Annotated in this window: 23 protein-coding genes; 10 read left to right on the forward strand and 13 right to left on the reverse strand. The window is 73.3% G+C overall.

The genetic code is table 11. The annotated features are described in order from the left end of the window. Positions 1–83: 83 nt before the first annotated feature. The 8 genes from AMR74_RS03015 to cofD all read right to left on the reverse strand — a co-directional run bounded on the left by AMR74_RS03015 (position 84) and on the right by cofD (position 5802). Positions 84–350, reverse strand: coding sequence for an elongation factor 1-beta (locus AMR74_RS03015; protein ID WP_053770573.1), 267 nt, complete (start codon positions 348–350; stop codon positions 84–86). Between the two features lies 1 nt (position 351). After that, a complete protein-coding gene (locus AMR74_RS03020) occupies positions 352–531 on the reverse strand; it encodes an HVO_2753 family zinc finger protein (protein WP_053770574.1) in 180 nt (59 codons plus the stop codon). A gap of 123 nt (positions 532–654) precedes the next feature. Next, positions 655–1890, reverse strand: a complete 1236-nt coding sequence (locus tag AMR74_RS03025) for a tripartite tricarboxylate transporter permease (protein ID WP_053770575.1) — start codon at positions 1888–1890, stop codon at positions 655–657. Positions 1891–1975: 85 nt separating this feature from the next. Beyond that, positions 1976–2170, reverse strand: a complete 195-nt coding sequence (locus AMR74_RS03030; RefSeq protein ID WP_053770576.1) for a 30S ribosomal protein S17e — start codon at positions 2168–2170, stop codon at positions 1976–1978. A 101-nt stretch (positions 2171–2271) separates the two neighbouring features. Then, entirely contained in the window at positions 2272–2907 is a 636-nt protein-coding gene (locus AMR74_RS03035; protein ID WP_053770577.1) for a DUF447 domain-containing protein, read from the reverse strand. After that, positions 2904–3881: a triphosphoribosyl-dephospho-CoA synthase gene (locus tag AMR74_RS03040; RefSeq protein WP_053770578.1), complete on the reverse strand. Its 978-nt coding sequence runs from the start codon at positions 3879–3881 to the stop codon at positions 2904–2906. Before AMR74_RS03040 ends, AMR74_RS03035 begins: the two co-directional genes overlap by 4 nt. Then, entirely contained in the window at positions 3878–4768 is an 891-nt protein-coding gene (locus tag AMR74_RS03045; RefSeq protein WP_053770579.1) for a tRNA-dihydrouridine synthase, read from the reverse strand. Before AMR74_RS03045 ends, AMR74_RS03040 begins: the two co-directional genes overlap by 4 nt. Further along, entirely contained in the window at positions 4765–5802 is a 1038-nt protein-coding gene (gene cofD / locus AMR74_RS03050; protein ID WP_053770580.1) for a 2-phospho-L-lactate transferase, read from the reverse strand. Before cofD ends, AMR74_RS03045 begins: the two co-directional genes overlap by 4 nt. A gap of 93 nt (positions 5803–5895) precedes the next feature. On the opposite strand from cofD, the gene AMR74_RS03055 reads away from it, so the two are divergent. Beyond that, positions 5896–7359, forward strand: a complete 1464-nt coding sequence (locus AMR74_RS03055; protein WP_053770581.1) for an APC family permease — start codon at positions 5896–5898, stop codon at positions 7357–7359. A gap of 3 nt (positions 7360–7362) precedes the next feature. Further along, positions 7363–8013, forward strand: a complete 651-nt coding sequence (locus tag AMR74_RS03060) for a potassium channel family protein (protein ID WP_053770582.1) — start codon at positions 7363–7365, stop codon at positions 8011–8013. A 54-nt stretch (positions 8014–8067) separates the two neighbouring features. Here the strand turns inward: AMR74_RS03060 and AMR74_RS03065 are convergent, their stop codons facing one another. Beyond that, a complete protein-coding gene (locus AMR74_RS03065) occupies positions 8068–9042 on the reverse strand; it encodes an isoaspartyl peptidase/L-asparaginase (protein ID WP_053770583.1) in 975 nt (324 codons plus the stop codon). A 167-nt stretch (positions 9043–9209) separates the two neighbouring features. On the opposite strand from AMR74_RS03065, the gene AMR74_RS03070 reads away from it, so the two are divergent. Both AMR74_RS03070 and icd read left to right on the forward strand, forming a co-directional pair. Beyond that, positions 9210–10214, forward strand: coding sequence for a glycosyltransferase (locus tag AMR74_RS03070; protein WP_053770584.1), 1005 nt, complete (start codon positions 9210–9212; stop codon positions 10212–10214). Between the two features lie 135 nt (positions 10215–10349). Further along, positions 10350–11612, forward strand: coding sequence for an isocitrate dehydrogenase (NADP(+)) (gene icd, locus AMR74_RS03075; protein WP_053770585.1), 1263 nt, complete (start codon positions 10350–10352; stop codon positions 11610–11612). Positions 11613–12011: 399 nt separating this feature from the next. On the opposite strand, the gene AMR74_RS03080 is transcribed toward icd, so the two are convergent. Continuing rightward, entirely contained in the window at positions 12012–12425 is a 414-nt protein-coding gene (locus tag AMR74_RS03080; protein ID WP_053770586.1) for an Lrp/AsnC family transcriptional regulator, read from the reverse strand. 96 nt (positions 12426–12521) lie between these two features. Between AMR74_RS03080 and carA the strand changes: the two genes are divergently transcribed. Further along, a complete protein-coding gene (carA, locus tag AMR74_RS03085) occupies positions 12522–13583 on the forward strand; it encodes a glutamine-hydrolyzing carbamoyl-phosphate synthase small subunit (protein WP_053770587.1) in 1062 nt (353 codons plus the stop codon). Positions 13584–13794: 211 nt separating this feature from the next. After that, positions 13795–14679: a 5'/3'-nucleotidase SurE gene (gene surE, locus AMR74_RS03090; protein ID WP_053770588.1), complete on the forward strand. Its 885-nt coding sequence runs from the start codon at positions 13795–13797 to the stop codon at positions 14677–14679. Positions 14680–14736: 57 nt separating this feature from the next. On the opposite strand, the gene AMR74_RS03095 is transcribed toward surE, so the two are convergent. After that, positions 14737–14973, reverse strand: a complete 237-nt coding sequence (locus tag AMR74_RS03095; RefSeq protein WP_082356852.1) for a hypothetical protein — start codon at positions 14971–14973, stop codon at positions 14737–14739. Between the two features lie 357 nt (positions 14974–15330). Between AMR74_RS03095 and AMR74_RS03100 the strand changes: the two genes are divergently transcribed. Both AMR74_RS03100 and AMR74_RS03105 read left to right on the forward strand, forming a co-directional pair. Beyond that, positions 15331–17103: a glutamate--tRNA ligase gene (locus tag AMR74_RS03100; protein WP_053770589.1), complete on the forward strand. Its 1773-nt coding sequence runs from the start codon at positions 15331–15333 to the stop codon at positions 17101–17103. Positions 17104–17207: 104 nt separating this feature from the next. Continuing rightward, positions 17208–17537 (forward strand): 4Fe-4S dicluster domain-containing protein, encoded by a 330-nt coding sequence (locus AMR74_RS03105; RefSeq protein ID WP_053770590.1) that lies wholly within the window; start codon positions 17208–17210, stop codon positions 17535–17537. 522 nt (positions 17538–18059) lie between these two features. Here AMR74_RS03105 and tmcA read toward each other — a convergent pair. Next, on the reverse strand, positions 18060–20372 hold the full coding sequence (tmcA, locus tag AMR74_RS03110) for a tRNA(Met) cytidine acetyltransferase TmcA (protein WP_053770591.1): 2313 nt from the start codon (positions 20370–20372) through the stop codon (positions 18060–18062). Between the two features lie 130 nt (positions 20373–20502). On the opposite strand from tmcA, the gene AMR74_RS03115 reads away from it, so the two are divergent. Beyond that, positions 20503–20949 carry a UPF0179 family protein gene (locus AMR74_RS03115; RefSeq protein WP_053770592.1) on the forward strand — a complete coding sequence of 149 codons (447 nt, stop codon included), beginning with the start codon at positions 20503–20505 and terminating at the stop codon, positions 20947–20949. Positions 20950–20979: 30 nt separating this feature from the next. Here the strand turns inward: AMR74_RS03115 and AMR74_RS03120 are convergent, their stop codons facing one another. Then, complete coding sequence (locus AMR74_RS03120; RefSeq protein ID WP_053770593.1) at positions 20980–21705, reverse strand: nucleoside phosphorylase; 726 nt, start codon at positions 21703–21705, stop codon at positions 20980–20982. A 187-nt stretch (positions 21706–21892) separates the two neighbouring features. Between AMR74_RS03120 and AMR74_RS03125 the strand changes: the two genes are divergently transcribed. Next, positions 21893–22081 (forward strand): hypothetical protein, encoded by a 189-nt coding sequence (locus AMR74_RS03125; RefSeq protein ID WP_053770594.1) that lies wholly within the window; start codon positions 21893–21895, stop codon positions 22079–22081. Positions 22082–22172 lie beyond the last annotated feature (91 nt).

A 22172-nucleotide genomic window follows, 5' to 3' on the forward strand; every position in this document is an offset into this window, starting at 1 on the left:
GCGACCGCTCTCCGAGACGAGCGGAGCCGCAGAATCGAACCGCGAGCGCCGGTGTCGGCGATCGCGGCGGACGGGTCGGCGCCTTACAGGCGACCGACGTTCTCGACCGTGACGGACTCGACGTCCTCGACCTGCGAGAACGCCTCTTCGACGGCCTCGGTGCCGCCCGCGCCGTCGGGGACGATGACGGTCGGGAGGAGCGCGACCAGCCCGAACGCGACGTCGTCGCGCTCGAAGCCGCGGATCTTCGCGCCCTCGGGGAGCTCCTCCTCCAGCCGGTCCTGGAGGTCGTCGAGGTCGACTTCGGGGCTGTTCGGCATGACCTTGATCTTGGCGGCGACGTCGCCCATCTTACGGCCCCCGGAACCCGCAGTCGTGGCACTCGTAGAGGTTGCTCTGCTTCCGGCACTTGGCGCACCGGTAGATGGTGGCGCCGCAGTCCGGACAGGAGAACTGCGCGGCGTTCATGCCGGACACCTGAATTCCACAGGAGACGCACTGCGGAGTCGATTGAGAGTCGCTCTGGCTCATACACGTACCTACCGACGGCGACTTTTAACCGTTGTTCTTTTCGCCGGAACGGACCGTGCGGACCGGTACCGTCCCGCTCGACGGAGCGCGGGGGCGGCGGGTCGCGGGGACCGAACCCGGCCGTCACCCGACGATCAGCGGGCCGATGAGGACGCCCATCAGGTGGACACGCCGGGCGCCGACCCGCGGCGGGACAAGTCCGAGCGCGCCGGCGACGAGGAGAACGCCGACGCCGTACGCCCCGGCGAACGCGTACGAGACGACGGCGAGGAGTCCCAACACGCCGATCGAGAGCCGGGTGTAGTCGGCGTTGCCGACGATCCGGAGGTACGGGTCGCCGACGAGTACGACGAGCGCGAACCCGAAGCACGCGGCGGTCGCGGCGGCGACGAGCAGCATCGGCAGCGCGAACGGCACGCCGGCCCGATCGATGGCGACGGTCACGCCCGTGCGCGGCGTCCCGAGCGCTACCAGCGCGAACAGCGCGAAAATCGTGTTCGCCGTGTTCGCGCCGCTCGTCGCCACGACGAACCCGCGGTCCGCCGACGCGCGCGGCACCGCGGGCATCGCGGCCACGGCGGCGATGGCGGCCGACACGCCCGGGACGTACCCCACCACCGCGCCGGCGAGCGACCCCGCCCCCGCGCTCGTGCCGAGGTCGCGCGCTCGCATCGCGATCCGCGGGTCCGCCTGCGGCGGGACCCCCTCGCCGCCGAGCGCCTCCACGAGGACCGGGACGCCGAAGAGTCCGGCGAAAAGCGGCGCGAGGACCCCGCCGGTCGACAGCGGCGCGGCGGGGTCGGCGTCGAGCGTCGCGAACCCGAGCGCGGCGCTCGCGAGGAAGGCGACGAGCCCGCCGACCGCCGCCCGCCGCGACGACTCGGTGAGGACGAGCAGCGCGACGACGCCCCCGAGCAGCAGCGGCAGGTGCGCGCGCAGCGCCGGGTACCACCGCACCATCAGCCACGTGACCGGGACCGCCAGCGGCACCGCGAGCGCGACCGCCAGCCCGGAGCCGAGCGCGGAGAGCCGGACCGCCTCCCGGCCGCGTCCCGCGATCACCAGTCGGTGACCCGGTAGCGCCGCCACCGCGGTCGCGGCGTCGGGCACGCCGAGCGCGAGCGCGGGGACGATGTCTAGGAACGAGTGGACGACGCCGGCGCCGAGCATCGCCACGCCGACGAACAGGGGGTCGGCCGGCACCGACGGGGCGAGGCCGGCGAGGAGCAGCGCGAAGTTGTTGGCGTGGAGCCCCGGCACCAGCCCGCTCGCGGTCCCGAGCGCGACGCCGCCGAGCAGGAACGCGAGCGCACCCGCCGCGAACGTCGGGTCGACCACCGGCCGCACGAGCGCGTCCATCGAGGCGGGATGGCCGCGGCTCCGGGCTTAAGCTGTGGGGCGGTCGCGCCCGTCGGGAGAACCAGCGACGACTCGAACCGAACGCTTACGCGTTCTGCGCGGCCTGCGACTTCTTCTGGGTGACGTAGCCGGCGATCCGGTTGCGGACGCCCTTCGACTCGACGGTCGTCAGCGCCGTGACGCTCTCCTTGTTCGTCTCGAAGTCCGTGTTGAACGAGTCGGGATACCGCTCCAGGAGGGCGTTCCCGAGCTGTTTGATGTACTTGGGTTTGATGGCCATACCGAGCGGTACCGGAGGGGCGAACTAAAAGGGTTCGTTCCGCCGCGAGCGGCCGCGAGCCGGAGTCGCGGCGGGGTTCGTCTCGTCGCGCCCCCTCCGGGTCACTCGTTGCCCGCGCGCTCGCGCCACCCGGTCGCCTCGTCGATCCGCGCGAACGCTTCGCGCTCGGCGGGACCGCCGCAGCGCTCGACCACGTCGGCGAAGTACCGGAGCCTGTCGAGCAGTTCGTCGGTGTCGAACGCCGGCACGTCGAGCCGCGAGGCGGCCACCGTGGCGTCGACGACCGCGCCGAACCCGCGGTTCACCGTCGGCACGCGCTCGCTCACGACCGCCGACTCGACCGGCGACAGCTCCCAGGTCCGTATCGTCGTGTCGCCCTCGCTCTCGGCCGCGACTGCTTCGGCCTCGACCTCGACCCACCCGTCGGCGCTCGGGAGGACCGGGTCGTCGGCCTCGCGGACCGTGAGCGCCGCGTCGACGAACGTCCGCGGGTCGACCGTGAACTGGACCACGCCGCCGCCGCGCTCGCTGAAGTTCCGCCACGTGCGGGTGCGCCCGTATGTGCGCGCGGTGACCGAATCCTCTGGTTCGTCCGGCGCGTGGAGCCCTAGGGCCGCCACGTTCCACCGGTCGTTCGGGCCAAGCGTCGTCACCACGGACTCGGTGACGCCGCGGAGCGCGACCGGCCAGCCGTCGGGGGCGACGCCGTCCCGACCCCGCCGACCGGCGTCGCTCACGGCGCCACCTCCGCGCCGCGCCGGAGCGCGACGAACAGCGCCGCGCACGTGAGGTCGGCGGTCGTGCCGGGGTTAATCCCCGCCGCGACGAACTCGTCCGCCAGCGACTCCGCGGCGTCGAGGTCGGCGCCGTGGACGGCGTCGGTCGGGACCGCGTCGACGCCGCCGACGCCTCCCGGCCCCGCCGAGTCGACGCCGAGTAGCGCCGCCGCCCGCCCGCTCGCCTCGCGCGCCGTCGCCGCCCCCTGCGTCGACGCGACGAGCGTGTCCGGCTCGGCGGCGAGCAGCCCCAGGAACGCCCGCGCCGCCCGGTCCGCGAGCGGCCCCTCGTCGCTCAGGATCCACCCGGCCGCGCGGAACGTCCGGGGGAACCCCTCGGCCCACTCGGCGGCGTTGCGGTCGGGGACGCGGTCGGCGGCCCCGTCGCCGTCGCCGGCGCCGCCCGTCGGGTCGGCCGAGAGCGCCAGCACGTCCCGCAGGGTCGCGCCGCGGTCGCGGATCGCGGGCTCCGCGTCGCTCCCGCGGCGCACGTCGAGGTCGTCCGCGCCCGGCGGCGGGTCGTCGACCGCGACGTCGACGGCCTCGAACGCGCGGTAGAAGGCGACCGCGTCCTCGACCGTCGTCGCCCGACAGAGCGCGTCGAGGCCGGCGGGCGAGAGGTCCCGGTCCGGGTCGGCGGCCGCCCGAACCAGCGGGACCAGGAGCAGCAGACAGCCGAACTGGGTGTTCGTCCCGGCGCGGTCGGCCATCCCCCGGACGGCGCGCTCGAAGGCGTCGCCGACCGCGGGGCCCGCGCCCCCGGCGGTCCCCCTCGCGGCCCGTTCGAGCCCCGGACGCGCGCCGACGGCGCCGCCGAGGAACGCCTCGAACCGCAGGTCGTCGAGGTCGCGGCGCCGGTCGACGTTCCCGGGCTTCGGCGTGCCGGCCACCTCGACGAGGAGCGCGAGCGTCGCGTCGTCGACGGGGTCGGTCACGGCGACGCCTCCGGCCCGGGCTCAGGCCCGCGGGCCTCGCGCGGGAGCCCCCCGCTCCGCCACGCCTCGACGGCGTCCGCCACGCGCGCGAGGACCGGCGGGTCCTCCGTCGGGCGCCCGACGCTCACCGCGTCGGCGCCGTGTCCCGCGTACTCGGCCACCGTCTCCCGGCCGCGGACGCCATTGTTGGCGACGAGCGTCAGGTCGGCGAGCGCGCTCCCGTCGCCGCGCGCCGCCGCGTCGACCGCGGCCGCCAGGTCCGCGATCACCGCCTCCGAGTCCATCGCGTCGACGTGGAGCCAGTCCGCGCCCGCGGCCGCGACCCGCTCCGCGACCGCGACGAGGCCGACGCCCGGCACCTCGGCGCGGACCTTCACGCTCGTCGTCGCGCCCGTCTCGGCCGCGGCGGCGACGTACCGCGCGAGGCGGTCCGGCTCGCGGAGCAGCGACTCGCCGCAGCCGACCGCGCGCAGCTCCGGCTGCCGGCAGTGGGCGTTCACCTCGCAGACGGCGCCGCGGTCGGCGCAGATCCTCGCGACCTCCCGGACCGGTCCCGGAGTCGCGCTCCGGACGTTGATCCCGGGGCGGACCGGCGCGTCGGCGACCGCGTCGAGCTGGTCGGCGACGAACGCGACCGGGTCGGCGGGGAGGAACTCGGAGCGGCCGCGCGCGACGAGGTCGCGGGCGGCCGCCCGGCTGGCCGGGTCGAGCGCGACCCCGCCGAGGAGCGCGGCGTCGACGTGCTCGGCCGCGGCCCGGGCCCACGCGGCGTCGGCGGCGCCGCTGAGGCTCGCGGCGACGAGGAACGGGGCCTCGCTCTCGCCGACGGGCGCGTCGCCGTCGTCGCCCTCGCGGGACGCCTCCCGCTCGCTCCCGCTCCGGGTCACTCGGCGCCCTCCCGCGGCGGCGACGCGTCCGCCGCGTCGTCGTCGACCGCCGCCAGCGCGCGCTCGCAGGCGCGGGCGATGCGCTCGGCGTCGTCCGCGTCGTCGATTTCGGTGTCGGTGCGCTCGACATGCCGGTCGAGTTCGGTCGGATCCGCGTCGTCGAGGACGAACGCGTCCGCGAACGGGTACGCAGCGGCCACGCCCGCGGTCGAGGGGTCGCGGCCGACGCCGGCCATCAGGTCCGCCGCGGGCCCGGAGAACACCTCGTCGCCGACGAACGGCGAGACGGCGACGACGGGCGTCTCCCGGAGCGCGCGCTCGAACCCGGGCAGCGCCAGCATCGGCCCGATGCTCGTCACCGGGTTCGAGGGGCCGATCACGACCGGGTCGTCGAGCGCCGCCAGCACGGCGTCGGTCGGCTCGGCGTCGTCCGCCCCCCGGAACTCCACGTCGGCGACCGCTGGCTCGCCGCGCCGCGCGACCCAGTACTCCTGGAAGTGGAGCGTCTCGCCGGCCTCGGTGTGGACCAGCGTCGCGACCGGGTCGTCGGACATCGGGAGGAGGTCGACGTCGAGGCCGAAGGCGTCCGCGAGCGTCCGGACCGCGGCCGTGAGCGTGTGCCCCTCGTCGAGCAGGCCCGTCCGCGTGAGGTGGACCGCGCGGTCGCGGTCGCCGATCTCCATGAACTCGGCGACCGCCGAGAACCGCCGCCACCGGGCGATCTCCCGGCCCGCGGTCTGCGCGTCGGCGTCGAGGTACCGTGGGCCCGCTTCGAGTCCGGCCGCCTCGGCGAGCCGGCCGAGCTCCGCGTGGGTCGCGGTCGTGTCGCCGCCGATCCCCCACCACGTCTCGCGGTCGAGGACGCCGCCGCCCGCGAACAGCACGGTGTCGACGTCCGGGCAGACGAGGTGGCCGCCCAGCTCGACGTCGTCGCCGGTGTTGGCGACGACCGCCGTCTCGGCGGGCTCCCACACCCGGGCCGCGCCGTCGAGGAGCTTCGGCGTGCCCGTTCCCCCGGCGAGGAAGGTTACCATACCGGCGCAAGGCGACGCCCGGATTTGTATCCTCGCCTCGCGGCGGCCCCGACGGCCAAACAACTATTCGCGTGGGGACGGTGGGACACGACGATGAGTGCCGGTGAGCGCGCGCCAGCCGCCGAACTCGGGCTGCTGGACGCGACGATGATCGGGATGGGGGCGATGATCGGCGCCGGGATATTCGTGTTGACCGGGCTCGCGGCGGAGATCGCCGGGCCAGCCGCGATCCTCGTCTTCGTGTTCAACGGGATCGTCACGGCGTTCACGGGGCTCTCGTACGCCGAGCTCGCCGCCTCGATCCCGAAGTCCGGCGGGGGGTACGCCTTCGTCCGCGAGACGTTCGACGACCTCCCCTCGTTCCTGATGGGGTGGATGCTCTGGTTCGCGTACATGATCGCGGGCGGACTCTACGCGCTCGGGTTCGCGCCGAACTTCCTGGAGCTGCTCCACGTCTACGGGTTCGCGGCCGCCCCGGGACAGGTCGGCGCGGTCGCCGTGCCGCTCCTCCCGGTGTCGGTTCCGGCCGCGGTCGGGCTCGCGCTCGTCGCGGTCGCGCTCCTCGTGACCGTCAACGCCCTCTCGACGGCCGCGAGCGGCAGCGCGGAGACGCTGTTCACGGCCGTCAAGGTCGCCATCCTCGTGGTCTTCGTCGCCTTCGGATTCCTCTCGGCCGGCGGCGGCGGGGAGACGAGCTTCACCTTCCAGCAGTTCGACCCGCTGTTCCCCGCCGGGAACTCCGCGTTCTCGATCCTCCCGGCGATGGGCCTGACGTTCATCGCCTTCGAGGGGTACGACCTCATCACGACCGTCACCGAGGAGGTCGAGAACCCGCGCGAGAACATCCCGCGAGCGATCTTCTACAGCCTCGGGGCGACCGTGCTCGTCTACGCGCTGGTGGTCGTCGTCGCCATCGGCACCCTCGGCGCACAGGGGCTCGCCGACGCCGGCGAGGCGGGGATCGCGCAGGCCGCCACCTCGTTCATGCCGACGGGGCTCCCGATCATCCGGAACGGCGGCGCGCTCATCGTCTTCGGCGCGGTCTTCTCGACGCTGACGGCGCTGAACGCGGTCGTCATCGCCTCCTCGCGGGTCGCCTTCTCGATGGGGCGGGAGGGGCAGCTGCTCCCGCGGATCGGTCGCATCCACCACCGGTACGGAACCCCGTTCTTCGCGATCCTCCTCAGCGCGGTCGTGATGCTCGGGTCCGTCGTCCTGCCGACCGAGAGCGCCGGCAACGTCTCCAGCCTCTTCTTCCTGCTCTCGTTCATCGTCGTCAACGCGGCCGTGATCAAGCTCCGCCGCGACCGCCCGAACATGCGCCGCCCGTACGAGATGCCGTACTACCCCATCCCGGCGGTGCTCGGGATCGCGTTGAACCTCCTGCTCACCGGCGTCCTCGTGGTGTACCTCGTCCGGACCGACCCCCTCGCGCTGGCGCTGAGCGTCGGCTGGATCCTCGCGGGCGTCGCCGCGTACTACGCCCTGCGCGGCCGCGGCGAGGGCGCGGCGCCGGCGAGCACGGACAGTTCTAATGCAGAGGCCGGCGACGGCTGACCCATGGACGGGAACTTCCGGATCGTGATCGCCGGCGGCGGCCGCGTCGGGAACCGGGTCGCCCACATCCTCGACGACAGGGGCCACGACGTTACCGTCGTCGAGCGGGACCCAGAGCGGGCGGAGGCGCTCTCGGACGACTACGTCGCCACGGTGATCGAGGGCGACGCCACGCGCCCGGGCGTCCTCGAACAGGCGGGGTTAGAGCGCGCCGACGTGGTCGCCGCGCTGACGAGTCAGACCGGGACGAACCTGGCGGTCTGCCTGCTGACCCGCGAACTCGCCCCCGACACGCAGACGGTCGTCCGCACCGAGAGCGAGCCGGGCGCGGAGTTCGACCGGTTCGTCGACGAGGTGATATTCCCGGAGCGCGCCGGCGCGCGCGCCGCGGTGAACGCGATCGAACCCGACGTGAGCACGCTCGAAGACGTCACCGGGACGCTCGACATCCTGGAGGTCCACGTCGCCGACGGCGCGCCCGTCGCCGGGCGCTCGCTCGACGAGGTGGCGCTGCCCCGCGGGAGCCTGATCGTCTCCGACGCCGCCGGCGACACCCTCGCGGGTCCGGAGACGGTGCTTCACGCGGGGGAGTCGTACCTCGTCGCCGTCGAGCCATCCGTCGTCGACGAGGTGCTGAACCTCTTCCGCGGGTAGGCGCCGGCGGGCCGAGCCGGTGAGCCGCGCCGGGCGGCGACCGACCCGCCCGCCTCACTCGCCGAGCGCGACGCTCGTCTGCATCCCTTCGGTGTTGAACGCGCTCCCGGCGGCGTCGGCGCCGGTCGCCGTCGGGTCGAGGACGATGACGCCCGCGCCCGAGCCGGTGACCGCCTCGAACTCCGCGATCGCGCGGTCGGCGGCGGCCTGCGCGCCGAGCCCCTCGTCGAGGAGGTCGACCGCGCGCCGCGAGAGCGTGACGCGCGCGATGTCCTCGCCGGCGCCGGTCGCGCTCGCCCCGCCGGCCTCGGTACAGAAGAAGCCCGAGCCGACCTGCGGCACGTCGCCGACGCGCCCCGCGAGCGCGAACGACCGCCCGCCGGTCGAGGTGACCGCGGCGACGCGCTCGCCGTCGGTCGCGACGGCGCCGACGGTGTCGTGATCGGGGGCGCGCCCCGACTCGGTCGCTCCCGCTTCCTCGCCGCCTCTCTCCGCCGCCTTCCCGCGGTCGCCCTCGCCGTCTCCCGCCCCGCCCGCCTGGTCGTCGCCCGACCCGAACCGCGAGTCGAGCCAGTCGAGGTGGTCGCGCGGCGACCCCCGCGGCGGGTCCTCGGCCTCGTACCGCTCGCGCGTCTCGTCGGTGAGCAGGTCGGCATCGGTCTCGATCCCGAAGTCGGCTGCGAGGTCGACGGCGTGCTCGCCCGAGACGAAGCCGTGCGGCGTCTCGGAGTGGACGACGCGGGCGACGCTCGCGGCGTGCTCGACGCCCGGCATCGAGCAGGCCGCGCCGACCTCGCGGTCCGCGGTCATCACGCCCGCGTCGGTGCGGACGACGCCGTCGGACTGGACGGCGCCGCCGACGCCGGCGTTGAACCGCGGGTCCGATTCGAGGACGCCGACCGCCGACTCGACCGCGTCGAGCGGCGTCGCGCCCGAGGCGCCGCGCGCGGCCGCCTCGTCGAGGACCGCCTGTCTGGGCTCCGGGTCGTCCGGGGCGCCGCCGGCGCCGCCGTGAACGATGACTCGCATACCGGTGGCACCCACGGCGGCCACATAAGCGCCCGGAAGGCGGCGGCCCGCTCGGGCGTTCGCACGCGCACCGCGGACCGGGAGGCCGAGGCTGACGGGCGCGGGACGCGCTCGCGCCCGACCCCGTGACCGCCGGCGTTTACTCTCCGCCGCCCGAAGCGACCGACGTGACCGATTCGGACCCGACCGCGGGGCCGGAGCGTCCGACGCCGGTGTCGGTCCTGCTCCCGACCGTCCGCTGGACCGAGGCGTGCGACGAGGTGGCGGACCAGCTCCGCGGCCCGGCGGCGTTCGCCGGCGGGGACGGGGGCGCGCGCGGGGGCGACCGCGCCGCCGACGAGCTCCTCGTGATCTGCGACTCGCCGGACGACCCCGTCGCGGCGCGCCGCGGCGACCTCCCGGACCGCGTCCGGGTCCTCGTCGCCGGCGAGCCGGAGGGGTGCTCCGGGAAGGCGAACGCCATCGCGGCCGGGATGGAGGCGGCGGCGAACGACCGGATCGCGTGGACCGACGACGACTTCCGGCACCCGCCGGACTGGCTGGCGACGCTCGACGCCGACTACGAGCGGCGCGGACCGACCACGGAGGTGCCGGTGTTCGTCGGCGATGACCCGCTCGGTCGGCTGTTCGAGCCCGCGTACGTCATCGGCGGAACGCTCGCGGTGTTCGCGGCCGGCGTCGCGTGGGGCGGCGCGGTGATCTTCGAGCGCGACGACCTCCGCGACGGCGAGGCGGCGTTCCTCCGGGACCTCCGGCGGACCGTCAGCGACGACGGGACGCTCACGGCGCACCTCGACGTGTCGGCGGTCGACCGAACGCGGTACGTCCGCGCCGGCGGGTCGCTCCGGGGCTCGCTGGAGCGGTTCGTCCGCTTCCTGACGATCACCCGCTACCACGCGCCGAGGGCGACCGCGTTCAACGCGGCTTTCGGCGTCGCGATGGCCGCGCTCTGCCTGTTTGCGCCGTTCATTGGGGTAGGGGTCGTCACCGCGCTCGCGGGGGCCGCGTACGCCCGCTTCGGAATCGCTCGCGCGACGTTCCTGCTCGCGGCGCCCGGCGTGCTGATCGCGCCGCCGCTGATGGCGTACGCGTTCGCCCGGCGGACCTTCGTATGGGGCGGTCGCCGCTATCGGTGGCGGTCGCTGTTCGACGTCGAGGTCGAGCCGGTCTGACCCCCGAACGGCCGCGGGGCGCCGGCAGAACGCCGCGCGCGGCGCCGTGGGCGAAAACCGGCAAACGCTGCGAGCGCGACGCTCACGCCGAAAACGGCAGGCACTTTAGGGGGGCACAAAAATCCTCGAACGTTCATGAGCTACGACAAGGTCGACGTCCCCGACGACGGCGAAGCCATCACGCTCGCCGACGAGGAGACCGGCGAGCTGAACGTTCCCTCGAACCCGATCATCCCGATCATTCACGGTGACGGGATCGGCACCGACGTCGGACCGGCCGCACAGCAGGTGCTCGACGCCGCCGCCGAGGCGACGGGCCGCTCCATCGCCTGGATGCGCGTCTACGCCGGCGCCAGCGCCCGCGAGAAGTACGACGAGAACCTCCCCGAGGACACCGTCTCGGCCATCCGCGACCACCGCGTCGCGATCAAGGGCCCGCTGACGACCCCCGTCGGCGCCGGGTTCCGCTCGCTGAACGTCGCGCTTCGCCAGACGCTCGACCTGTACGCGAACGTCCGTCCCACCTACCACCTCGAAGGCGTCCCGTCGCCCGTCAAGAGCCCCGAGAAGATGGACATGGTCACGTTCCGCGAGAACACCGAGGACGTGTACGCCGGCGTCGAGTGGGAGGCCGGCACCGACGAGGTCGAGGAGGTACGCGACTTCCTCGAAGACGACATGGACATCGCGGACGTCATCCACGACGGCCCGGTCGGCATCGGCGTCAAGCCCATCTCCGAGTTCGGCTCGAAGCGCCTCGTCCGCGAGGCCATCGACTACGCGCTCGCCAACGACCGCGACTCGGTCACCCTCGTCCACAAGGGGAACATCATGAAGTTCACCGAGGGCGCCTTCCGCGACTGGGGCTACGAGGTCGCCGAGGAGGAGTACGGCGACGACGTGATCACCGAGGACGAGCTGTGGGAGGACCACGACGGCGAGCAGCCCGAGGGCACCCTCGTCGTCAAGGACCGCATCGCGGACAACATGCTCCAGCAGCTCCTGACCCGCACCGAGGAGTACGGGGTCATCGCGACGATGAACCTCAACGGCGACTACATGTCCGACGCCGCCGGCGCGCAGATCGGCGGCCTCGGCATCGCGCCCGGCGCCAACTTCGGCCACGGCCGCTGTCTCGCCGAGCCCGTCCACGGCTCCGCGCCCAAGTACGCCGGCGAGGACAAGGTGAACCCCACCGCGATGATCCTCTCCGGCCGCGAGATGCTCGATTACCTCGGCTGGTCCGACGCCGCCGACCTCGTCCGCGACGCCGTCGAGGAGACCATCGCCTCCGGGAAGGTCACGTACGACCTCCACCGGCAGATCGAGGGCGGCGAGAAGCTCGCCACCAGCGAGTTCGCCGACGCCGTCGTCGACAAGATCGACGAGCTGGCGTAGGCCGGTTCGGCGTCGTCGACCTCGCGGCCGACGACTCCCGTTTTCTATCTCTCTCTGCCCGCGAGCGTGAGCGGCGTCTTTACTTATAAACGACTGTTGTCGATGGATCGACGGTGAACACCGCCAAAGCCCCGGCCGGGAGGCGGGCGCACGCTCGCTGCGGTCCTCACTCGGTCGCTCACTGCGTGCTCCCTCGTTGCGGTCCTTACCTCGCCTGCGCCCGCCTCCCGGCTGCCCCTTTGAGTCCCACCCTGTACAGCACCGCACCGCAGGCCTCCCCAGCCTCGTCGGTGGTCCGTCGCTCCGCTCCGGACCACCGACTCCCTCGCGGGCGGGCTCGCGGCCGCTCGCAGGCGCGCCGCCGCGGATTCATCTATCAATCGCCGCCGCGTCGCCCGCCTACCCCAACCGCTCGTCGAGGATGAGCCGCGTCTTCGTCGACTTGACCTCGTCCATCTCCCGGGCCTTCGTGATCAGTTCGTTGACCGCGCGCGTGTCGACCGCGTCGACGACGAGGACGACGTCCTCCTCGCCCGACACCTGCCAGACGAAGTCGACCTCCTCCCACTCGACCATCCGCTGGCCGACCGCGTCGGTGTTGACGTTCATCTCCACCGATATCTCGATCATCGCCTTCACGTTCCCGGTGCGGGTCGTGACGGTGAACCGCTCGATCACGCCCTCCTCGGTCATGCGGTCGACGCGGTTGCGCACGGTGCCCTCGGAGGTCCCCACCCGGTCCGCGATCTCCGTGTACGGGGTCCGCGCGTCCCGTCGCAGGATCGAGAGGATCCGTCGGTCGAGGTCGTCCATACCACTGCCTTTCTCCCCGTCGCCTTACCCGTTACGAATATCGTAACGAACCTACGAACGACGCATTTATTATCCACTGCGCGTACGTTTCTCGTAATGTCGGACGCCTACATCGCGCTGGCCGACGGACGCGTGCTCGAAGCGCGCGCCCGTGCGCCGGGGCGCACTCGCGGCGAACTGGTGTTCACGACCGCGTACACCGGCTACGAGGAGTCGCTCACCGACCCCTCCTACGCCGAACAGATCCTCACCTTCTCGTACCCCCTCATCGGCAACTACGGCGTCCGAACCGAGCGGTTCGAGTCCGAGTCGGTCCAGCCCCGCGCGGCGATCGCCCGCGAGCTGACCGACGACGTCGCCGACTGGCTCGCCGACGAGGGCGTGCCGGCCGTCGACCACGTCGACACCCGCGAGGTCGTCACCACCGTCCGCGAGGAGGGCGCGATGGCCTGCGGGATCGCCGCCGGCCCGGACGCGACCCCCGAGGACGCGGTCGACGAGATGGAGGCGTGTGAGCCGATGAGCGATCACGTCGACATCGGCGCGCAGGTGTCCGTGACCGAGCCGACCGTCCACGAGGGCGGCGGCGACGTCGACGTCGCGATGCTCGACTGCGGCGCGAAGGGCTCTATCATCTCCTCGCTCACCGACCGCGGCGCGGACGTCCACGTCCTCCCGTACGACGCGACCCCCGAGGACGTGGCCGCCGTCGAGCCCGACGTGCTCTTCGTCTCGAACGGCCCGGGCGACCCGGAGAACTTCGTCGCCGCGCAGGACGTGGTCGACGAGTTCGCGGGCGAGCTCCCCCTCGCGGGCATCTGCCTCGGCCAGCAGGTGATCACGAGCGCGCTCGGCGGCTCGACGGAGAAGATGGCGTTCGGCCACCGCGGCGTCAACCAGCCCGTCAAGGACCTCCGCACCGACAAGGTCGTGATGACCACGCAGAACCACGGCTACACGGTCGACGACACCGGCCCGCTGGAGGTGACGCAGGTGAACGTCAACGACGACACCGTCGAGGGGCTCGACAGCGCGGAGCTCGACGTCATCACCCGCCAGTACCACCCCGAGGCGAACCCCGGCCCGCACGACTCGCTCGGCTTCTTCGACGAGGTGCTGGACCTCGCGTCCTCGTCGCGTCGCGTGGCAGCCGACTGACCCGGCGGTCCGACCCCGTTCTCCGCGGTTCCGACGCCCTCCGCTGACCACACGGAGTACCACCCGGCCGACGCCCGCGACGTTCGTCCCCCCTCGCGCCCGCTCTCCCCTCGCGATCGTTCCTCGTTTCCTCTCGCCTCGTCCTCCGCGCCCGTCACGCTCCTCGCCTCGGACCGGCGACGTTTTCTCCCGTCCCCGCGCACGGTGTCGTATGCCAACCGAGATCCTGCTCACCAACGACGACGGGATCGACGCCGTCGGCCTCCGGGCGCTGGCGGACGCGCTCTCCCGCGACTACGACGTGACGGTCGTCGCGCCCGCGACGAACCAGTCCGGCGTCGGCGGCGCGCGCTCGTGGTGGGACACGACGGTCGACTACACCGAGACCGACCGCGGCTACGCGGTCGAGGGGACCCCCGCGGACTGCGTCGCGGTCGCGGACGTGGCGCTCGAACTCGACCCCGACGTCGTCGTCTCCGGCTGTAACCACGGGCCGAACATCGGCGCGCACATCCTCGGCCAGTCCGGGACGGTCGGCGCCGCGATGGAGGCGTCGTTCCTCGGCACGCCCGCCGTCGCGGTCTCGCTGTACGACCGCGGCAACCTCCCCGTGCCGCCGACGCTCGACAACGGCGACTTCGCCGTCGCCGGATCGGTCGTCGCCGACCTGATCGACCGCGCCGCGGTCGGCAGCGACGGGGGCCTCGAACTCCCGTTCGGCGCCGACGTGCTGAACGTGAACGTCCCGGCCGCCGACGACGAGGCGGCGGAGAACCCGACCTACCGGCTGACCGAGCCCGCGCGCGGCTTCGACGTCATCGAGTTCCGTCCGGGCGAGGAGGGGCCCGAGGAGGAGGACGTCCCGGAAGGGTGGGAGTTCGGCGAGCGCCGCGGCGAGATGGGGATGGAGCTCCGCGACCGCTTCTGGCGGGAGTTCCTGCGGGGGAACGTCCCGGACGACCCCGGTTCGGACCGCCGCGCGGCCGTCGAGGGCGAGGTGAGCATCTCGCCGCTGTCGAGCTCCCGGTCCGTCGCGGGCGAGCGGACGGGAGAGCTCGTCGACCCCGCTCCGGGCGCCGAGACGGGCGCCGACTGACCGGTCGCGCCGCTCGGGCGAGAGGCCGACGCGGCAGAAACGGACGACTCCCCGACCTCAGCGCCGCGGGCGCCGACGCCCGCTGCCGGCGAACTCCGCCGCGAGGCGCCCGAGGTACCACACGACCACGAGGCCGAGGCCGAACCCGCCCCCGGCGGCCGCCAGCAGCTCGACCGGCGTCGGGTCCAACTGGAGGGCGATAAGCGGCGGCGTGGCCGTGACGATCGCGAGCAGCACGAGCCTGATCTTCCGGTTGCCGGCGTCTCGCTCCGCCTCGGAGATTGGTCCTACCACCGCGATCCCCCCCGCGTTCCGACGGCGACCGACGCGACGCTCATGCGCCACCCACGCTCCCGGCGACTATCAAGGCGACGAACCCGTTCGGTCCGCCGGCGCGACGCCCGGTCGACGCGGCGACCGACCACGCCGATCGGACCCGATCGGTAAAAAGCGTCTCGACCGTTCACGCCGGTCGCGGACCGTCGCGGGCGTGAACGGTCTGGACCGTTTAAGCCCGTCCGACCGCTGGTGTCGAGCGCCCCTACTCGCTCCCGGGCCGCCACCGGCGCCCGCCGCCCCGGCGGTCACTCGGGATCCGCCCCTCCCCGCCGTTTCGCGGCGTTTTTGACCCGACCCCGACAAGCGACGCCCATGGACGACGAACTCCGCGAGCGCGTCGCGGCGGCCGGCGAGGCCGCGGCGCTCTACAACGCGCTCAAGCACGGCAGCGACCCGGACGTGGGCGCGATCATGGGCCCGATCATGGGCGAGAACCCCGAGTTCCGCCCGCACGGCGACGAGATACCGGGCGTCCTCGCGCCGGTCGTCGACGAGGTCGGCGAGATGGACGAGGCGGCGCGCCGGGAGCGGCTCGGCGAGCTCGCCCCCGAGCGGCTCGCGGAGTTAGAGGCGGACGAGGAGGAGGACGAGCACGTCCTCCCCGACCTCCCGAACGCCGAGGACGGCGAGGTCGTGATGCGCGCCGCGCCGAACCCGAACGGCCCGTGGCACGTCGGTCACGCGCGGATGCCCGCCGTCATCGGGACGTACAAGGAGCGTTACGACGGCGACTTCATCTGCCGGTTCGACGACACCGACCCGGAGACGAAGCGCCCCGACCTCGACGCGTACGACGCCATCCTCGACGACATCGAGTACCTCGGCTTCGAGCCGGACCGCGTGCTCCGCGCGTCCGACCGGCTGAAGACGTACTACGACCACGCCCGCGACCTGATCGACGCCGGCGGCGCCTACACCTGCTCGTGCTCCGGCGACGACTTCTCGGAACTGAAGAACGCCGGCGAGGCGTGTCCGCACCGCGAGAAGGACGCCGAGACGGTTCACGAGGAGTTCGACGCCATGGTCGACGGCGAGTACGGCTCCGGCGACATGGTGTTACGCGTGAAGACCGACATCGGGCACAAGAACCCCGCGCTCCGCGATTGGGTCGCCTTCCGGATGATCGACACGCCGCACCCGCGCGAGGCGGCCAGCGACTACCGCTGCTGGCCCATGCTCGACTTCCAGTCCGGCGTCGACGACCACCTCACGGGCGTCACCCACATCATCCGCGGCATCGACCTCCAGGACTCCGCGAAGCGCCAGCGGTTCGTCTACGACTACTTCGGCTGGGAGTACCCCGAGGTGCTCCACTGGGGCCACGTCCAGGTCGACGAGTACGACGTGAAGCTGTCCACGTCGACGATCAAAGAACTCATCGCGGACGGCGAACTGACGGGCTGGGACGACCCGCGCGCCCCGACCATCCGGTCGATGCGCCGCCGCGGGATCCAGGGCCAGGCGCTCGTCGACTCGATGACGGAGCTCGGCATGTCCACCTCCGACGTCGACCTCGCGATGTCCTCCGTCTACGCGAACAACCGCGACCTGGTCGACGACGCGGCGAACCGCTACTTCTTCGTCCGCGACCGCGAGGACGCGCCCGCGGTCGAGCTCCCGGTCGTCGACGGCGACGCGCCCGCGCCCGACGCCGGACGCCCGCCGCTCCACCCCGACCACCCGGACCGCGGCGACCGCGAGGTGCCCGCCGGGCGGGTCGTCGTCGAGTCCCCGGACCTCCCGAGCGAGGGCGAGCGCGTCTGGCTGAAGGGGTACGGCTGCGTCCGCTACGAGGGCGACGAACTGGCCTTCCTCGACGCCGACATCGACGTCGTCCGCGAGGGCGACGTGGACGTGATCCACTGGGCGCCGGCCGACGAGGGCCTCGACACGCTCCTCCGCACGGTCGACGGCGACGTTCGAGGCGTCGCAGAGCCCGCCCTCACCGACGTCGACCCCGACACGGTCGTCCAGTTCGTGCGCGTCGGCTTCGCCCGGATCGACGCGTTCGAGCCCGCGGCGACCGACGAGGACGACGGCCCGGACGGCACCGAGGACGCGCTGGCGTACTACGCGCACCCGTAGGTCGCGGAGCCCTGACCGCGGGACCGCCTCCCGAATCCCTTCGTCGGGGAGCGAATCCCTTCGTCGGGGAGTTTAAACCCGCGAGCGGCGAAGCGAGGGCAACGATGGCCATCGACTCGAACTTCGAAGTGAACCGCGAGCGGGTCGGCGAGGAGGACGGCGTCGCCGTGTGGGGCCCCGTCGAACCGCCGGAGAAGCAGGGGATCCGCGGCACTCACGTCGCCGTCGACTTCGACATCTGTCTCGCGGACGGCGCGTGTCTGGAGGACTGCCCGGTCGACGTGTTCGAGTGGGTCGACACGCCCGGTCACCCCGAGTCCGAGCGGAAGGCGAACCCCGCCGACGAGGACCAGTGTATCGACTGTATGCTCTGCGTCGACGTCTGTCCCGTGGACGCCATCGACGTCGACCCCGGGCGCGAGAACCGGATCTAATCGGTCGGTGTCGGCGGTGATGGCACGGTGAGTTGCTCGCGTCTCGCTCGCTCACTTACTTTCCGGTCGACGGCAAACGCCGCCAAAGCCCCAGCCGCTCGGCCATACGTCGGTGAATACTAATCGACGGCGAACACCGCCAAAGCCCCAGCCGTGAGGCCGCCGTACGCTCGCTGTGCGCTACACTCGGTCGCTCACTCTGTGCTCCCTCGTTTCAGTGCTTGCGTCGTCATCAGAACGCGAAGCGTTCTGATTGGCTCACGAGAGCTTTGCTCTCGTGAACGCCTACGGCGGCCTCACGGCTGCCCCTTTGAGTCCCACCCCGCACCGTGACCGCACCTCACGCCTCCCCAGCCTCGTCGCTCCCTTCGGTCGTGACTCCAGCGAGAATCGGAGATTCTCCGGCAGCCGGCGCTACGCGCCGGCGACCTCGCGCGTGCGACTCGCGGTCGTCGCTTCGCTCCGGCCGCTCGCCGGCACGCGCCACCGCAAACCTCTCTATGAATAGCCGCCCCTGCCCGCTCACTCGCTCGTAAATCGCTCCCGCTCCTTCCGCGCGAACTCGGTCCCGTACCGCTCGACGACGGGGACGTAGGCGTCGCCGAGCGCGCGCATACACGCGCTCGTCGAGACGTAGCCGAGTTCGTCGGCGACCCCCTCCCACGGTCGGCCCTGGAGGACCTTCCGGACGAGCAGGCGCTCCTCTCGGTCGTCCAACGCCGGTTCCCCGTCGATCAGCGCCGCGAGCGCGAGGTCCCGGAACGCGCCGGGCGCGGTGTCGTACATCCCCGGGCCGACCGAGGCGCCGACGACGGAGCGCCACTCGGTTTCGGTGAGATCGACGGGCGCGGCGGCCGGACACGCCCGCAGCGCCCCGCGGACCACGTCCGGGTCCACGTCGCGGTGCGCGTCCGAGAGCCCGTCGCGCTCCCGGTCCCGGAAGGCGACCGCGTGCCGGTCCAGCAGGTCGCGGCCGGCCGCGGTCTCCGGACGCAGCATGACCGCAGAGTACTCGCCCGATGCGTCGTTGCGGCTCGTCGAGAGGTGGACGGTCCGGTAGCCCGCCCGGCGCCAGAAGCGGAGCAGCCGCGGCGTCGCGCCGTAGCCGACCGAGAAGTAGTCGAGGTCGCCCGCGAACTCCGCGTGGACCTCGTCGAGCAGCCGCGCCCCGAACCCCGCGTCCCGGAGCGCGTGGTGGGTCGCGATCCGGACCGTCCGCAGGCCCCGCGGCGCGGCCGCGCCCTCGTCGCGTAGCTGGCTCGTGAGCACGTCCGGCACCATGTTGCCGCGGACGCGCTCGCCCTCGTACATCCCGCGGCGCGTCGCGGCGTCGAGCCCGCCCTCGCGCGCGAGCAGCGCGACGGCGACCACGCGCCCGTCCGCGACGAGCGCCCGGGCGAGGAGGTTCGGCGCGTCGAGCAGCCGCGCGAGGTCGTTCGGCTCCGTCCGGTAGTGGGCGGCGACGAGCAGGCCGAACGCCTCGCCGAGCAGCGTCTCGTCGGCGCAGAGGTCGTCCGGGTCCAGCGCGCGATAGGTCGCGTCCCCGACCGCCGCATCGCCGACCGCCGCGTCGACCGCGGGCCGGGCGTCGAGCAGGAGCGCGCGCGACGCCCACGCCTCGACGGGGTCGTCCCGCGCGTACCGGATCGGCTCGTCGAGCCGCACGTCGCGGACCGCGAACCGAGAGTCGAGCAGCCGCTCGCGGAACCGGACCGCGAACCCGCGGCCAGCGCCCTCGTACCCGTGGACCGTCGTACAGAACGCGACCGCCGGCGCGTCGAGGAGCCCTTCCAGCAGCCGCACCGGGAGCGCGGCCGCCTCGTCGACGACCGCCGCGTCCGCCTCGCCGGCGACGTCTGCCGCGGTCGCGGGCGGGAGGAACCGGACGCGACCGCCGGCCGGCGTTCGGATCTCGCGCTCGTTCGCGCCGCCCTCGCGGCTCCCCGGGTCGGCCTCGTCGCCGTCGCCGTCGGCCTCGCCCCCGATCAGATCCCGGGCTCGCGCGAACACCTCGGCTGCGTTCCGGAACGCGGGCGCGGTGACGAGCACGTCGCGGCCCGCGGTGGCGAGCGCGCCGGCCGCGAGCCCGGCCGCGCTCGACTTCCCGCGCCCCCGGTCCGACTCGACCACGACCGCGGCACCGGGGTCGGCGAGGGACTCGAACGCGCGCAGCGCCCGCGCCTGGTCGGCCGTGAGGCACGCTCCGTACGCGGCCGCGGGAAACCTCGCGCCCGGCGGTGCGCTTCGCTCGTCGGGTCCGCCGACGGCGTCGGGGCCGTCGGGCGCGTCGTCGTCCCCGCTCCCGTCGGCGCCCGTCAGCCCGTCGCGCTCCACCGCGTCGTCGGCCGCGGAGTCGCCGAGCGCGACGACCGCGATCCCGGGGTGCGCGCGGAGCGTCGCGACGAGGCGCTCGCGGAACCGCCCCGTTACGTCGCCGATCCCGAACGGGGGCACCGCCAGCGAGTCGTCGAACCGGTCGCGGATCCCGGGCCAGTCGTCGAGCGGAGGCGTCAGGAGGACGAGGAGGCCGCCGCCGTCGACCGCGCCGACCGCCCGGCCGAGCGCGTTCGGGACGAACCGCTCGTGGCAGTCGAGCACGACCGCCTCGCGGGTGCGGCCGAGGAGCTCGTCGGCGTTCCGCGGGCGCGTCTCCTCGAACCGGAACCCCTCGCGCGTCGAGACCATCGTCACCGCCCCGTCGTCGACCCCGAGCGACTCGACCGCGTCGTAGGCCGCGTCGACCCCGCGGTCCCGGTCGCCCGCGAGCACGAGGACGCGCCGCTCGTTCGCCCGCTCGGCCTCGGCGCGCAGGTCGCGCGCGACTCCCGCGATCATCTCCGCTCGTCGTTGCCGAGGCGCGGGGATGTGTCTTACTCTCCGCGCCGCCGTCGCCCCGACTACCCGGCGACCCGCCGACGGCCGCGAAGGCGGGAGGCTTACGGACGCTCGGCGCGTCGCTCCGGACATGACCACGGTCACGCTCATCGGGACCCGGCTCGCGGACGTGGGCCGCGAGTTCGTCTACGAGGGAGAATCGGCCGACTGCGAGGGGTGTCCCTACCGCGGCCAGTGTCTCAACCTCTCCGAGGGCACCCGCTACCGGGTGACCGGGATCCGCGAGAACGCCCAGACGCTCGACTGCGCCGTCCACGACGCGGGCGTCCGCGCGGTCGAGGTCGAGCCCGCCTCCGTCCCCGCGAACGTCCCCGCGAAGCGCGCGTACGCCGGGAGCAAGGCGTCGCTCGCCGGCCCCTGCCCGCACACCGAGTGCCCGAGCCACGGCTACTGCGTCCCCGACGGCGCCGACTTCGACGAGGAGCGCGTCATCGACCAGGTGCTCGGCGACCCGCCGCACGAGACGTGCGCGCTCGACCGCGACCTGACGCTCGTGGAGTTCCGCGCGGAGGAGTGAGGAGCCGGGGCGGGCCGACCGCCCGGAGCGTTACAGCGACGTGATCGCGTTCAGCGTGATCCGGATCGCGCGCTCGACGTTGTCCTTCGCCTTCGCCGGCAGCTCGTCGTCGGAGTCAGCGCCCTTCTGTGACCCCGCGACGAGGTTCCCGTCGACGGTGCAGATGGCGCCGGCGGCGAGCCCCTTGCGCCGCGCGAGCGAGAAGACGGTCGCCGCCTCCATCTCGATCGCGAGCAGGTTGGCGTCGTTCCAGTCGGCCACGTACTCGTCGTCCTCGTTGTAGAACGCGTCGTCGGAGACGATCGGGCCGACGTGGATCTCCTCGCCGTTCTCCTCGGCCGCCCCGACGAGCCCCGTGAGCACGTCGTAGTCCGGGACCGCCGGGTAGTTCGCCGACTCGTAGCGCTTGCTCGTCCCCTCCTCCTTCGCTGCGCCCGTCGCGACGACCATGTCGCCGACCTCCATGTCGGGCTGGAGCGCCCCACAGGTGCCACAGCGGACGAACGTCTCGACGCCGACCCGTGAGAGCTCCTCGACGGCGATGGCGGCGGAGGGGCAGCCGATCCCGGTCGAGCAGATCGTGAGGGCGACGCCCTCGTAGGTCGCGTTGACGACCTTGTACTCGCGGTTCTGCGCGACGACCTCGCTGTCGTCACAGAGGTCCGCGATCCGGTCGACGCGCCCCGGGTCGCCCGGGATGACCGCGACCTCGTGTACGTCGCCCTCCTCGACCAGCAGATGCGGCTGTTTCGCCATACGCGCGCCAACAGCCGCCGCGCGCAAAAACGGACCGGTCGGCGGCCCCGGATCGCGCCGCGGTGCGGATTTGATATCGCGCTATGAGATTTATCAGTGCGCGATCTCGGCGCCGCTCGCCCCCGAACGAGCGCGGCGGGTCCGGTCGAACCGCCCGCTTTATCGCTCGACGGCTCGACGTTCGCGTATGCCCGACGCCTCGGCGGACCTCGGCTCGACGCTCGGCGCGCTGGCGGTCGCGTTCGTCCTCGTCACGCTCGTCGCCGGGACGCTCCTCGGCTTCAACTGGACGCAGGCGGTGCTGCTCGGCGGGTTCGCCGGCGCCGTGGCCGTCGCGTCGGCGTGGCTGACGGCTCGGCGCGCGGGAGACGACTAGCCGCCTTCGCCGCCGGCGCTCGGCCGCACCCGCCCGAGTATCGCGACTGAGAGGTCGGACGGAGGATTTTATACCCGCTCGGCGTCGACCT

Origin of the sequence: Halorubrum tropicale, assembly GCF_001280455.1 — an archaeon.
Classification (GTDB): Archaea; Halobacteriota; Halobacteria; order Halobacteriales; family Haloferacaceae; genus Halorubrum; species Halorubrum tropicale.